The sequence below is a fragment of the Mycolicibacterium tusciae genome (assembly GCF_002086795.1).
In the GTDB taxonomy this organism is placed as follows: Bacteria; Actinomycetota; Actinomycetes; order Mycobacteriales; family Mycobacteriaceae; genus Mycobacterium; species Mycobacterium tusciae.
Map to the genome: position 1 here is coordinate 191,349 of NZ_MVIM01000008.1, position 12,881 is coordinate 204,229.

The following is a 12,881-nucleotide window of genomic DNA, read 5'->3' on the forward strand; positions in this document are numbered from 1 at the left end:
TCAGCGCTCGGCGCGCTGGTATGCGGTCACAACGGCTGCGCCGCCCAGGCCGATGTTGTGTTGCAGAGCGGCGGTGACGTTGTCCACCTGCCGCTTGTCGGCGGTACCGCGCAGCTGCCACGTGAGCTCGGCGCACTGCGCCAGACCCGTCGCACCGAGCGGATGCCCCTTGGAGATCAGGCCGCCCGACGGGTTGACGACCCAGCGCCCGCCGTAGGTGGTGTCGTTGTTGTCGATCAGCTTGGGCGCCTCGCCCTCACCGCACAGTCCCAGCGCCTCATACAGCAGCAGCTCGTTGGCCGAGAAGCAGTCGTGCAGCTCGATCACCTGGAAGTCTTCGGCGCCGAGGCCGGACTGGTCGTAAACCTGCCGTGCGGCTTGCACATTCATGTCGTAGCCGATGACGTTGCGGGCGCTGCCATCGAACGTGGAGTCGAAGTCGGTGGTCATGGCCTGGCCGACGATCTCCACGGCTTGCGCAGCCAGCCCGTGCTTGTCGACGAACGCCTCGCTGGCGAGGATCGCCGCACCCGAGCCGTCGGAGGTGGGCGAGCACTGCAGCTTGGTCACCGGATCGGAGATCATCTTCGAGGCCAGGATGTCGTCGAGGGTGTATTCCTCCTGGAACTGCGCATACGGATTGTTGACCGAGTGCTTGTGGTTCTTGTACCCGATCTTCGCGAAATGCTCTGCGGTGGTGCCGTATTGGCGCATGTGCTCACGGCCCGCGGCGGCGAACATCCACGGCGCGACCGGGAACGCGAACTCGTCGATCTCGGCCAGCGCCTTGATGTGACGGCCGAGCGGTGACTCGCGATCCTCGGCGCCGCCCTGCAACGACCCGGGCTGCATCTTCTCGAACCCCAGCGCGATGGTGCAGTCGGCGAGACCACCGCGAATCGTCTGCGCGGCAAGGAACAGCGCGGTTGAACCCGTCGAGCAGTTGTTGTTCACGTTGACGATCGGGATGCCCGTCATGCCGAGTTCGTAGAGCGCCCGGTTGCCCGACGTCGAGTCGCCCGAGCAGTAGCCGACGAAGCCTTGCTGCACCTCGGCGAAGTCGATGCCGGCGTCTTCGAGCGCCTTGGTGCCGGACTCGCGGGCCATGTCCGGATAGTCCCAGCCTTCGCGACGACCTGGCTTTTCGAACTTCGTCATTCCGACGCCGACGACGAAAACTTTGTTTGGCATGCGACGACAGAAACATACGGCGGGGAAACTGTCTAGCCCGCCTATCGGAAGCGGGGGTCTAGGCGAAGAGGTCGCCGTACTCGGGGCAGAAGTTGTCAACGGCGGAGACGACGAAGGTCGCGACCTGATCGGTGGTCAGGTCGGTCGCGCCCATGATCTCCATGCCGAGGTCGACGGGGTCGGCGCCGTCGTCGAGGGCGACGCAGACATCGTGTCCGGCAGCGATCGCGCCCCGCGCGCTGTCATAGGCGATGCCCTCGGCGGTGATATCGGCCAGGAAGTTGTCGTCGGCCGAACTCAACGCGGCGGCGGTGCCCGCGGAGGCGAATGCGGCCAGCCCCAACGCGCCCGCGACGATCGCGGTGCCTGCGAACTTGGTGACTCCGTTGCGAGTGAACATGGGGACTCCTGATGTCGATTCGTTCCGGTTGTCTCCGGGTCGACATCAGAGTCGGACAGCCGCCTTGACGGATTCTTGCCGGATTCTTGGAGCGCGAAGAATCGCTCGCGAATCAGCGGGTCAGGCGAACTTCAGCCACCAGTCGTGCAAATCGGGCATGTTGGGGCCCTGCGCATCGCCGATCAGAAGGTTCGTGTTGAAGGTCCAGGTGATGTCCTGATTGCCGTTGAAGACGCCGCAGGCGATCCGGCCTTCGACCTTGTCCGGCGTCTCGGTGAAATGCCACGTCGTCGGCGAATCGGCATTGCTGTTCGGGCATGGCATCAGCTCAGAATTCGCCGCGACCGAGTCGTCGAACGCCCTGTCGAGCCCCGCCTGGTCGGCGAACAACGAATACCGGGCGTTCTCGGGGCCACCCTGCGGGGAGGCCTTCCCGCAGTCCACCGTGGCCAGCGCGCCCGTCGCAGGCGGGCTCACCGCTTCGCACGCACCGGCGTCGTAACCCCGCGGCAATACCGCCATCAGCTTCGATTCGAACGAGTCGGGATCCTGCGTCGGCGTCGGTGTCCGCGACGTCCTGGTCCGCTCGGAGGTTTCGGCCGTGGTCGTCGTCGTGTCGTCGGTGGCGATCGGCTTGTCGTCGTCGGGCCGTGTGCCCAGATAGATGCCCACTGCTCCGAGGACCAGCACCAACACCGCGCCAGCGGCCGCAATCGGAATCCACGGAATCTTCGAGCCACCCGACGGTGGCGGCTGCGGGCCCGGCGTCTGCTGAAGCGGACCGGACGGTGGTGGCGGTGGGGACGTCGCCCACATCGGCCCGCTTGGCGGCCCGCCCGTCGGCGGGGGACCGGAGTGGAACGCCGCGGGCTGCGGGCCGGACTGCGGCGGCGGGGGCTGCGTCGAGTAGGGCGGCGGTGGCGGCTGATGTGGTGGTTGCGACGAGTACATCCGCGGTTGGGACGGCGGCGGTGGCGGCACCGGCCGGGTCGCGGCCTCGCTGCGCTGCAGAATCGTGGCGGCCTGATCCTGCTCCCGGTGGGTGAGCGCATCGGTCGCCGCCGTCGCCAGGTCACCGGCGCTGGCGTAGCGATCCTCGGGTTTCTTCGCCATCCCGCGGCCGATCACCTCGTCGAACTTCGGCGGAATCCCTGGGCGCTGCACGCTTGGGCGCGGCGTCGGGTTCATCAGGTGCGCGGTGATGATGGTGCCCACGCTGTCGCCGGAATAAGGTTGCGCCCCGGTCAGGCATTCGTGCAAGACGCACGCGAGCGCGTACACGTCGGCGCGGTAGGTGACGTCGTCGCTGGTGAACCGCTCGGGTGCCATGTACGCGTAGGTGCCGACCGCGGTGCCCAACTGGGTCAGCTTCTCGTCGGTGACGGCGTTGGCGATGCCGAAATCGACCAGGTACGCGAAGTCCTCACGGTTGAGGATGATGTTCTCGGGCTTCACGTCGCGGTGGGTGATCCCCGCTTCGTGGGCGGCATCGAGCGCCGAGGCGATCTGGCGCACGATCGCCACCGACCGTGCCGGCGTCATGGGCCCGTAGCCCTTCAACACCTTGCGCAGATCTGTGCCGTCGATCATGCGCATGTCGACGAACAGGAAGCCGTCGACCTCACCGTAATCGTGAATCGGCACGACGTGCGGCTCCTGCAGCCGGCCCGCGGCGTGTGCCTCGCGCTGCAGCCGCTTGCGGAACACGGGGTCGGTCGACGCCGATTCCGGCAACAGCTTCAGCGCGACAATGCGGTCCTTGACGGTGTCCTCGGCCTCGTAGACCTCGCCCATGCCGCCCTTGCCGAGCAGACGGCGCAGCTTGTAGGGGCCGATCTGGGAACCAACGCGAGACCCCTGCTCGGAATCGCTCATCGGTTTCTCCTCAGATATGAATTGCTGGCAAAGACACCCTAATTCCTCGCTAGGCCGGGCGCGGCTCGATCTCGAACGTGAACTCGTGATCGCAGATGCGGATCGTGTCGCCGTCGCCCAATGTCGCGGTGCCCCGGATTCGCTCTCCCCGCACGTCGATGCCGTTTGCCGAGCGCATATCGGTGATCACGAAGCTGGTTCCGGTGTCGATGATCACCGCATGGTGGCGGCTGACATTGGTGTCGTCGAGCACTATGTCGTTGTCCGATAGCCGCCCGATCCTGGTCGCCGTCGCCGTCAGGCGATACGCGCGCCCGGCCGCGGAACGCAAGGTCGCCAGCGCCGCCGTCGCACTGACCGCCGTCCGCATGTCGATGTCGTTGACCTGGTGCACGGCGGTCGTCTTCGCGGCCTGCTTCACGTCCAGCGGCTCCTGCCGGAGGATCTTCTCGTGCAGCGCACGCACCGTCGGCCCGGGGTCGATACCCAGGTCTTCGGCCAGGGTGGTTTTCAGCCGCTGGTAGGCGTCCAGCGCCTCGGACTGGCGTTCGGCCGCGTAGAAGGCGGTGATCAGCTGCGCCCACAGCGGTTCGCGGTACGGATACTCGACCGTGAGGCTCTCCAGCTCGGAGATGACGGCATAGGCACGCCCGCAAGCGATTTCGGCTCCAGCCCGCGCGGTGTGCGCCTCGACCTTGTCCTCGGTGAGCGCGGTCGCGAACACGTCGACGAACTGGAAGGTGCGCAGGTCGTCGAGCACGGGTCCGCGCCATTCGGCCAGGGCATCGGTCAGGTGCCTGCTGGCTTCCTCGAAACGGCCGGCCGCCGCGGCGTGCACCCCGGCCGCCTTCTCGACCACGAATCGGCCGATGTCACAGTCTGAGTCGGCAGCGTTCAGCCGATATCCCGGCGGTGCGTTGACCAACACCTGCTTCGGGTCCGCGCCCGCCGTGCCGACGAGCTTGCGCAAATTCGAGATGTAGGAGTGCAGGCTGGCCCTGGCCTCCGCTGGCGGTCCCTCTTCCCATGCGGCGGTGATCAGGGAATCGGTGGACACCGGGCGGTTCCGATTCATGACCAGCATCGCGAGCACGGCACGCAACTTCGGCGTGCCCAGCGTCACCGGCGCAGCGTTGGCCGTCATCTGGAGTGGCCCCAGTACGCCAAAGCCGATCTTGATCGCACCCATTACCGAAGTTCTATCGCGAACCGGCGCGACACGCACTCATGACGCGAAATCGGGAGGGCCCCAGACCGCTCGCGCCTTCCTCGAGCAGATCGCCGCGCACGAAGTCTCCGTCGTGTAGACCTAAGTAGAACGTGTTCTAGTTACGAGGAGGCGGTATGGCGCTCAAGGTCGTGCAGTGGGCGACGGGCGGCGTCGGAGTCGCCGCCATCAAGGGCGTGCTGGAGCATCCCGAGCTCGAGCTCGCCGGCTGCTGGGTGCACTCGGCCGACAAAGCGGGCAAGGACGTCGGCGAACTCATCGGCGAAGAGCCACTTGGCATCACCGCGACCGACAACGTCGACGAGATCCTGGCGCTCGACGCCGACGCCGTCATCTATTCGCCGCTGCTGCCCAATCCCGATGAGGTCGCCGCGTTGCTGCGGTCGGGGAAAAACGTGGTGACTCCGGTCGGCTGGGTGTATCCGAGCGAGCGGCAGTCGGCGGCCCTTCGTGAGGCCGCGGTCGAGGGCAACTCGACGCTGCACGGCACCGGCATGGCACCAGGCGGCATCAGCGAGAAGTTCCCGTTGCTGTTCTCGGCCTTCTCCACGGGTGTGACTTTTGTTCGCGCCGAGGAGTTTTCCGACTTGCGCACCTACGAGGCACCCGACGTCGTCCGCCATGTGATGGGGTTTGGAGAGGTGCCCGACAAGGCCCTGAGCGGACCGATGCAGAAGCTGCTCGACGGCGGCTTCATCCAGGCGGTGCGGATGATCGTCGACAAGGCGGGCTTCAACGCCGACCCGAAGGTGCGTTCGTCGCAGGAGATCGCCGTCGCCACAGCACCCATCGAGTCGCCGATCGGCGTGATCGAGCCCGGCCAGGTCGCCGGCCGAAAGTTCCATTGGGAGGCGCTGGTCGGCGACGAGGTCGTCGTGCGCGTCACCGTGAACTGGCTCATGGGCGAGGAAAAGCTCGATCCCCCATGGACATTCGGCCCCGAAGGACAGCGGTACGAGATGGAGGTTCGCGGCAATCCCGACATCTCGATCTCGGTGAAGGGGTTCCAGTCGGCGGTGGGCGGCGAGGGTCCGGAGTACGGGATCGTCGGCACCGCCGCGCACTGCGTGAACTCGGTGCCCGCGGTGTGCGCCGCCGAACCGGGCGTCGCCACCTATCTCGATCTGCCACTGATCAGCGGCAAGGCGGCGCCCCGGCTGAGCTAGTCGCGCGGCAGAATGCCGCCGTCGAGCGTGACGACCTTGTTGGTCAGATAACCGTTGCGCAGCATGGCGATTGCCATGTCGGCCACCTCGTCGGGCCGGCCGATGCGTCCGACGGGGATCGGGATCGGGGGAGTGCCGGTCTCCAGGTCTGCCGGAAACATCTTCGTCTCGCCCACCAGCGCGGGCGCCAGACTGTTGACCGTCACTCCGTCGGCAGCGACGCGCGATGCGAGGTGGTGCATGAGGCCGTGCAGTCCCGCCTTGCTGGCCGCGTAGTGGGCCCCGACCACGCCGCCGGTGAGGGCGGCGACCGACGAGATGAACAGGATGCGCCCGTACTTCCGCTCGATCATCGCGGGCAGAACCTGCTGCGCCAACAACCACGGAGCGGTCAGGTTGACCGCAATCGTCGCGTTCCACGACGCCAGATCGATCTTCTGCCACCCCTTGATGTCGGCCGTGCCCGCATTGGGGACGAGCAGGTCGACCGGGCCGAGTTCGTGGACCGCATGCGCGACGAGAGCGGCCGGTGCCTCGGGATCGGACAGATCGGCGGCGGCGACGGTGACCCGCCGCCCCTGGTCTCGCGCGTAGGCCGCGGCCTCTTCGGCATCGTCGGCGTGTCTGCCGTAGGACAGGCACAGGTCAGCGCCCTCGTCGGCGAGCCGTCGCGCGATCGCCTTGCCGATACCGCCCGACGCGCCGGTCAGCAGCGCGACCCGGCCCCGCAGGTCACCCGTCACGGCTGGACCAGAATGCGGATCGGGTTGCCTTCCTGGCGATCCAGCCTTTCGATGCCGACCGCGATGTCCTCGAGAGAGACCACCTCGCTGATCGAACGCGAGATGTCCAGCCGGCCCCGGGAAACCAGCGTGGCCAGCGTTTCGATGTCGACGTTCTGGTAGCCCAGGTGGCCAAGGACCTGCTTCTGCGTGAGTGCGAACATGCTGGTGGGACCGACGCACGCGGGCTCGGCGCTCATTCCGACCGCGACGAGGCGGCCGCCGACCGTCAGGTTGTCGAGCGCCTGCTCGAACGTCGACGCGAGGCCCACCGCGTCGAACGCGACGTCGAGCTTGCGCCCGCCGGTGAGCTCGGCGATCTTCTCCGAGAGTCGTTCGTCGCGGGCGTCGAACGCATGGTCCGCACCGAGTTCGACGGCGCGCTCGAGCACCGCTGCCTTGACGTCGACGGCGATCACCGGGGCGGCACCGACCAGTCGGGCCAGCTGCACAATGTGGGTTCCGACCCCGCCGACACCCCAGACGCCGACCGATTCGCCGATGCCGACCTTGCCGGTGCGCACGACGGCGCCGAACGGCGTCGACACCGCGTCGGCCAGGATCGCGGCCTGCTCCAGCGGGACGTTGTCGGGCACCCGCGTCAGGCCGGCGGCCTGCGCGACGGTGTACTCGGCCCACGCCCCGTCGTAGGCGAACGCCATCAGCTGGATGGCCAGACAGTTCGTGACGTCGCCGCGGCGGCAGTTCGCGCATTGGGTGCACGGCCTGCCCGCGGCCACGACCACCCGGTCGCCTTCGGCCCACCCGGTGACGTCCGGGCCCAGCTTGGCGATCGTTCCCGCCGCCTCGTGGCCCTGGGTGACCACCGGGCGCATGGCCGGGAACGTGCCGTTGATCAGGCTGAGGTCGGAATGGCAGATGCCGCAGAACGCGACCTTGACCAACACCTCTCCCGGTCCGGGCTCGGATATCGGAACATCCTCTACCGCAAACTTTTTGGTGTCAGCGTAGAAGCGTTGCGCCCTCATCGTGTCGGCCATGTCACTCCTAGGGGGTGCGTAAAAAGGCTTGGTCAGACCTTAGCCGCCGCATCTTTTCGGCAGCCTGGCAGACTCAGTTCCCGTGACGAAACGGGCACTGGTGCTGGCAGGTGGCGGTCTGGCGGGAATCGCGTGGGAGACGGGCATCCTGCGCGGCATCGCCGACGAAGCGCCGGAGACGGCCGAGGCCCTGCTCAACAGCGACGTGTTGGTCGGCACGTCCGCGGGGTCGACGGTGGCCGCCCAGCTGATCAGTGGCCTCGGTCTCGACGCGCTGTTCGAGCGGCAACTGGAGACATCGACGACAGAGCGCAATCCTGACGTCGGCATCGAGGAGATCACCGAACTGTTCCTCGCGGCAGTGACACAGCCCGGCTCCAAAGAGGAGAAGCTGCAGAGGATCGGTGGCGTCGCCCTGTCGACGAAGACCGTGCCGGAGATCGTCCGGCGTCAGGTGATCGAACACCGGTTACCCGAGCACGAGTGGCCGGAACAAGTACTGCGAATCAGCGCAATCGACACCGCCACAGGTGAATTGGTGACCCTCGATCGCGACTCCGGGGTGAATCTCGTTGACGCTGTGGCCGCCAGCTGTGCGGTGCCCGGCGTCTGGCCGCCCGTCACGATCGGCGGTAGACGATTCATGGACGGCGGTGTCGGCAGCACCGTCAACCTCGAACTCGCCGCCGACTGCGATGTCGTGGTGGCGCTACTGCCACAAGGCCGGACGTCCCCATCACCGTTCGGCAGCGGAGCGGTTGAGGAGATCGACAACTTCTCCGGCTCGGTGTTCGCGGTGTTCGCCGACGACGAGTCGCTGACAGCCTTCGGTCCCAATCCGCTGGATCCGGCCTGTCGCGCACCGTCCGCCGAGGCGGGACGTGAGCAGGGCAGGCGGGTGGCGGCCGAGGTCGCAGCCTTCCTGGACCGCTGAATCAGGCTTCGGCGGAAACGGTTTCGGGTTTCTCCAGCCCATCAAGCACAGCGGCGGTGAGTTCGCGGCCGATGGCGATGACCTCTGCGGCACGGTGGAATTCGAGGCTGCGGCACGCGGTTCGCGGCACCTCGATCAACACGTCGGGGGGATAGGCCGCCAACGTGTGGCGCGCCAGTGCGGCCTGCGCGATGTCGATCGTCCGGTTCATCACCTCGAAGCTGCCGAGCCGGGGAACCGATATGTCTTTGGCGGTTACCTCTTTGGAGGCGTCGACGAGTTTGTCGTCGCTCTCTTCGGCTTGGCCGGTGTCGAACAGCGCCGTCGTGCTCCGCCACATCCGGCCCAGCCACTCCGTCGTCGCCCTTGGCCCTTCGCCCTGGGGCTCGTCGCCGCCCGCCTCGCTGCCGGCCAGGCTCACCGCGATCGTCAGGTCGGCGTTGACGGCCGATATCGGCGCCATGGGCAGCGGATCGAGGATGCCGCCGTCGGCCAGCAGCCGGCCGTCGAGCACGTGCGGCACGATCACTCCCGGAATGGCGATCGACGCCCGTATCGCGGCATCGACGGGCCCGCGTTGCAGCCACACCGATTTTCCCGACAGCAGATCGGTGCTGACCGCCGTGTACGGCATCGGCAGCTCTTCGATTGTCACTTCACCGAGGATGTCGCGGACCGCGTCGAGGATCTTCTCGGCGCGCAGGACCCCGGCGGCGGTGATCTTCGGGTCGAGTAGGCGCAGGATCGCCCGCTGGGTGAGCGCCCTGGCCCATTCGGCGAAATCGTCGAGCTTGCCGGCGGCCTGCAGCCCACCCACGAGTGCGCCCATCGACGACCCCGCGATGCCCACGATCTCGAAGCCACGTTCTTGCAGCTCGTCGATCACCCCGATGTGGGCGTAACCGCGCGCTCCTCCGCTGCCGAGGGCGAGGGCCACTCGCTTGCCGGCCATGAGGTCATTCTGCGCTCATCCGCACAGGGCATCTGCGGCGGCCTGGGCAGCCACGATCACCGCGGCCTGCCGCTCCGGTGGGAGCGCAGACCACGGCGTGCCGAACGTTCCCGGGCCGGGAGCGGCGTCGGCACTTTGCACGCTCTTCAGATAGGGCTCGATTTGGGACTTGGGGTCTCCGCCCTGCCTGCCCATCCAGTCGCGCGCCGCCTGGCACGCCTTGAAGTACTCGTCTTCGGTGGAGTCCGCAGGTGCCCCGATGGCGGTCGTGACGCCGCCGGGGGAGACCGCGACGTCGCCGGGTGCTGGGGTGGGGGTGTCGGAGGGTTCCGCGGCAGACGTCGTCTCCGGCGTCGAGGTGGCCGGTTCACTGTCGCCTCCGGATGAGCACCCGGTGGCTATTGCGGTGCCGACGATCACGAGTGCCACCGCATGGGCGGCCCGACGGAAATGCCTGCGCATACAGCCAATCTATGCAATGGCCGCGTTGCCGCGATCGGCACCCGTCTACTTCGGATCACCGTGAATCTTGCGGGCCGCCGTGCACGTGGCCGCCTGACCAGGTTGTTGACCGCGATGTTGACGCGACAGGAATCAGCGGAGCCGTTCTGGCCGGTTCGACATGCCAGACTTGCCCCTGTGACGACCGGATACCTGCTGATGTGCGACCGGGACTGTCGCGCCTGACGCGCGTGCCCCGATCCCTTTCCGCTCGTCATTGCTGGAGTCTTGATGGTTTCCACCCTGTCGCTGCCCACTCGGCTGCGCCCACCCGATCTGCTGTACACCACTGACCGGTACGCCGACGACGTGCTGTCCGGCCGCTACGACAATCTCGTGCCTGCCGGCGGCCTGCCGGCGAACAACCGCTGGTTCGCCCGTCTGCACGGCGACGAAGAACTCGACGTCTGGTTGATCAGCTGGGTCCCGGACCGCTCGACCGAGCTGCACGACCACGGCGGTTCGCTCGGAGCGCTGACCGTGGTGTCCGGCGCGCTGAAGGAAACCCGCTGGGACGGTCGGGCATTCAAGCGCCGGCGGCTGACGGCGGGTGATCAGGCTGCGTTTCCGCTGGGCTGGGTGCACGACGTGGTGTGGGCGCCCGATCACCACACCGCCGCACCTATCGCGCCCACCGCTCAGGTTGTGCCGACGCTGAGTGTTCACGCATACTCGCCACCGTTGACCGCGATGTCGTACTACGAGGTCACGCACCGGAATACGCTGCGCCGCAAGCGCACCGAACTCACGGATGAGCCGGAAGGATGACAGCGATCTTGGGTAGCCGCATCGACCGCATCCTCGACGACGCCCGCAGCAGGCTGACCAGGATGAGCGCGCAGGACGTGCCCGCGGCGCTGGCCCGTGGCGCGGTGCTGGTCGACATCCGTCCTCAGGCCCAGCGCGACCGTGAGGGCGACGTTCCGGCGGCGCTGGTCGTCGAACGCAACGTGCTCGAATGGCGTTGCGACCCCACCAGTGATGCCCGTCTTCCGCAGGCCACCGACGACGACGTCGAATGGGTGGTGCTGTGCTCGGAGGGTTACACGTCGAGCCTGGCCGCTGCGGCCCTGCTCGACCTCGGGCTGCACCGTTCCACCGACGTCATCGGCGGCTTCCACGCGCTGAAGGCCGAAGGTGTTCTCGTCTAAGCGTTTTCATCGTTGGACAGTAGCGGGCGCAGCTTCTCCGTCTTTTGCGACGTCCAGCCCGGCGGCTCCAGAATCGCTGCCCAGGCGTTGGCGACGTCTTTGACGTAGACGTGGCCGTGACCGTCGGGCACGTCGACTGCCACCGCCATGTCCGCGGATACCTGTAGGAAGGTGACGATCGGTATCCACTGCATGCGCCCCGACACGTCGTAGCCGCGCGGCTCTCTGAGCCAATCCGGTTCGGCGAACAACAGATCCGGGTTCCACCAGGCGATCGGGTCCGACGCGTGCTGTAGGTACACCACTCGGGGTTTGCCCCACTCGGCCCCTTCCGGCCGGTTCAGATTGTCCGAGCGCGCGGCGAAGCGGACGTTCTCGCCCCTGTCGAAGATGGGCAACCACTCCGGCGAACCCGCGTCGCGATCACGGGTGAGTTGAGTCCAGATGGTGTTGTTGAACGTCGGGCCGGAGAACAGTGCACCGTCGGTGCGGGCGATGAGATTGTTCAGCGCCAGGAACGGTGCCTCACCGCCGAACGAGCCAAGGCTCTCACCGAACACCACCAGCCGTGGCCGCTGAGCCTCCGGCATCTCGCGAACCAGCGCGTCGACGGCCTCGAACAGCGCCTGCCCGGCCTGTCGCGCGTTCTCCTTGTCGACCAGAAACGACAGCCAGCTCGGCAGGAACGAGTACTGCATGGACACGATGGCCGTGTCGCCGTTGTACATGTACTCGAGCGCCGAGGCCTCGGCCTCGTTGATCCAGCCGGTACCGGTCGTCGTCGCGACGGCGACCACCGCACGATCGAGCCCGCCCTTGCGCTGCAACTCCTCGGCGGCCAGCGCCGCCGTCGCCTTGATGCCGTCCGCCGAATGCAGTCCGGCATAGGCGCGGATGGGTTCGATGGCGGGCCGGCCGTTGAACTCGGTCAGGTCGTCGACGGTGGGTCCTGCCGAGACGAAGACGCGTCCCTGGTGACCCAACGATTCCCAGGACATCTCCGAGCCTGGGCCGCCTGAACGCAACGGAGACGTCGGCGCCGCGAACTCGGGATCGGTCTCGTCATTGGCCGCCGCGAACGTCTTGTTCAAGGCGCTCATACCGAAACGCACGACGATGCCATTGAGCAGCGCGATACTCAGCGCGAGCAGCAGAACCACCACCACCACGGCCGAAACACGCGGCGGCGCAACGCGTTCCAGCTGGCGGACCAAGAAGCGCACCAACCTGCCGATGAGCTGGCCGATCTCGACGAAGATGAACAACACCACGATGGACAGGAATGCGCACCAGGGGTAATCCCAGAATTCCAGGCGTGGTACACCGTTGAGGTCGCGGACCTCGTCCTGCCACCGGTGGAAGTAGAAGATCATCAGGATCTGGCCGACGACCCCGATGCCCACGAGTGTGAGCCAGGCCCACCGCGGCGCCGGTGGGCTGGAGTCCCTCGATGCCATGTAGCGCACCAGCCAAACCCCGAACACCCCGAGGCCGTATCCGATCGCACCCGCGGCGCCGCTGACGATGCCTTGGAAAAGGGGCCCGCGCGGCAGCAGCGACGGCGTCAAGGAGAACCAGATGAAGACAAGCCCGAGGGCCGTTCCGAAGAACGTGTAACGGCGGACCCACCAATCCGGCTTGGGGGGCGACTCCTCCTGCGGCGGTGCGTCGTCAACAGCCTCAGCGGTGTCTGTCACCCA

At 67.1% G+C, this 12,881-nt stretch carries 13 protein-coding genes; 4 read left to right on the forward strand and 9 right to left on the reverse strand.

The window, feature by feature from the left end; translation table 11 throughout:
• The 4 genes from BST47_RS17075 to BST47_RS17090 form a co-directional block, all read right to left on the reverse strand.
• Complete coding sequence (locus BST47_RS17075) at positions 1–1,191, reverse strand: lipid-transfer protein (RefSeq protein ID WP_083126718.1); 1,191 nt, start codon at positions 1,189–1,191, stop codon at positions 1–3.
• Positions 1,192–1,249: 58 nt separating this feature from the next.
• Complete coding sequence (locus BST47_RS17080) at positions 1,250–1,591, reverse strand: DUF732 domain-containing protein (protein ID WP_083126719.1); 342 nt, start codon at positions 1,589–1,591, stop codon at positions 1,250–1,252.
• Between the two features lie 120 nt (positions 1,592–1,711).
• Positions 1,712–3,466 (reverse strand): serine/threonine-protein kinase, encoded by a 1,755-nt coding sequence (locus BST47_RS17085; protein ID WP_083126720.1) that lies wholly within the window; start codon positions 3,464–3,466, stop codon positions 1,712–1,714.
• A gap of 49 nt (positions 3,467–3,515) precedes the next feature.
• On the reverse strand, positions 3,516–4,655 hold the full coding sequence (locus BST47_RS17090) for a BTAD domain-containing putative transcriptional regulator (protein WP_083126721.1): 1,140 nt from the start codon (positions 4,653–4,655) through the stop codon (positions 3,516–3,518).
• A gap of 155 nt (positions 4,656–4,810) precedes the next feature.
• On the opposite strand from BST47_RS17090, the gene BST47_RS17095 reads away from it, so the two are divergent.
• On the forward strand, positions 4,811–5,860 hold the full coding sequence (locus BST47_RS17095; RefSeq protein WP_083126722.1) for an NAD(P)H-dependent amine dehydrogenase family protein: 1,050 nt from the start codon (positions 4,811–4,813) through the stop codon (positions 5,858–5,860).
• On the opposite strand, the gene BST47_RS17100 is transcribed toward BST47_RS17095, so the two are convergent.
• Positions 5,857–6,603, reverse strand: a complete 747-nt coding sequence (locus tag BST47_RS17100; RefSeq protein ID WP_083126723.1) for an SDR family NAD(P)-dependent oxidoreductase — start codon at positions 6,601–6,603, stop codon at positions 5,857–5,859. The genes BST47_RS17095 and BST47_RS17100 overlap by 4 nt on opposite strands.
• Complete coding sequence (locus tag BST47_RS17105; protein ID WP_083126724.1) at positions 6,600–7,643, reverse strand: zinc-binding dehydrogenase; 1,044 nt, start codon at positions 7,641–7,643, stop codon at positions 6,600–6,602. Before BST47_RS17105 ends, BST47_RS17100 begins: the two co-directional genes overlap by 4 nt.
• Before the next feature lie 82 nt (positions 7,644–7,725).
• On the opposite strand from BST47_RS17105, the gene BST47_RS17110 reads away from it, so the two are divergent.
• Positions 7,726–8,577, forward strand: a complete 852-nt coding sequence (locus BST47_RS17110; RefSeq protein WP_234809748.1) for a patatin-like phospholipase family protein — start codon at positions 7,726–7,728, stop codon at positions 8,575–8,577.
• A gap of 1 nt (position 8,578) precedes the next feature.
• On the opposite strand, the gene BST47_RS17115 is transcribed toward BST47_RS17110, so the two are convergent.
• Entirely contained in the window at positions 8,579–9,529 is a 951-nt protein-coding gene (locus BST47_RS17115) for a patatin-like phospholipase family protein (RefSeq protein WP_207568625.1), read from the reverse strand.
• Between the two features lie 15 nt (positions 9,530–9,544).
• Positions 9,545–9,991: a lipoprotein LpqV gene (gene lpqV, locus BST47_RS17120; protein WP_107528997.1), complete on the reverse strand. Its 447-nt coding sequence runs from the start codon at positions 9,989–9,991 to the stop codon at positions 9,545–9,547.
• 270 nt (positions 9,992–10,261) lie between these two features.
• Between lpqV and BST47_RS17125 the strand changes: the two genes are divergently transcribed.
• Both BST47_RS17125 and BST47_RS17130 read left to right on the forward strand, forming a co-directional pair.
• Positions 10,262–10,798: a cysteine dioxygenase gene (locus BST47_RS17125; RefSeq protein ID WP_083126725.1), complete on the forward strand. Its 537-nt coding sequence runs from the start codon at positions 10,262–10,264 to the stop codon at positions 10,796–10,798.
• Positions 10,795–11,181, forward strand: a complete 387-nt coding sequence (locus tag BST47_RS17130; RefSeq protein WP_207568626.1) for a rhodanese-like domain-containing protein — start codon at positions 10,795–10,797, stop codon at positions 11,179–11,181. The genes BST47_RS17125 and BST47_RS17130 overlap by 4 nt, the downstream gene beginning before the upstream one ends.
• Here BST47_RS17130 and BST47_RS17135 read toward each other — a convergent pair.
• Positions 11,178–12,878: an alpha/beta hydrolase gene (locus tag BST47_RS17135; RefSeq protein WP_083126726.1), complete on the reverse strand. Its 1,701-nt coding sequence runs from the start codon at positions 12,876–12,878 to the stop codon at positions 11,178–11,180. The two genes, BST47_RS17130 and BST47_RS17135, sit on opposite strands and share 4 nt — an antisense overlap.
• Positions 12,879–12,881 lie beyond the last annotated feature (3 nt).

Coding starts and splice junctions, on each gene's coding strand:
- BST47_RS17075 (WP_083126718.1), bottom strand. CDS start 1,191: ATGCCAAACAAAGTTTTCGTCGTCGGCGTCGGAATGACGAAGTTCGAA.
- BST47_RS17080 (WP_083126719.1), bottom strand. CDS start 1,591: ATGTTCACTCGCAACGGAGTCACCAAGTTCGCAGGCACCGCGATCGTC.
- BST47_RS17085 (WP_083126720.1), bottom strand. CDS start 3,466: ATGAGCGATTCCGAGCAGGGGTCTCGCGTTGGTTCCCAGATCGGCCCC.
- BST47_RS17090 (WP_083126721.1), bottom strand. CDS start 4,655: ATGGGTGCGATCAAGATCGGCTTTGGCGTACTGGGGCCACTCCAGATG.
- BST47_RS17095 (WP_083126722.1), top strand. CDS start 4,811: ATGGCGCTCAAGGTCGTGCAGTGGGCGACGGGCGGCGTCGGAGTCGCC.
- BST47_RS17105 (WP_083126724.1), bottom strand. CDS start 7,643: ATGGCCGACACGATGAGGGCGCAACGCTTCTACGCTGACACCAAAAAG.
- BST47_RS17115 (WP_207568625.1), bottom strand. CDS start 9,529: ATGGCCGGCAAGCGAGTGGCCCTCGCCCTCGGCAGCGGAGGAGCGCGC.
- lpqV (WP_107528997.1), bottom strand. CDS start 9,991: ATGCGCAGGCATTTCCGTCGGGCCGCCCATGCGGTGGCACTCGTGATC.
- BST47_RS17125 (WP_083126725.1), top strand. CDS start 10,262: ATGGTTTCCACCCTGTCGCTGCCCACTCGGCTGCGCCCACCCGATCTG.
- BST47_RS17130 (WP_207568626.1), top strand. CDS start 10,795: ATGACAGCGATCTTGGGTAGCCGCATCGACCGCATCCTCGACGACGCC.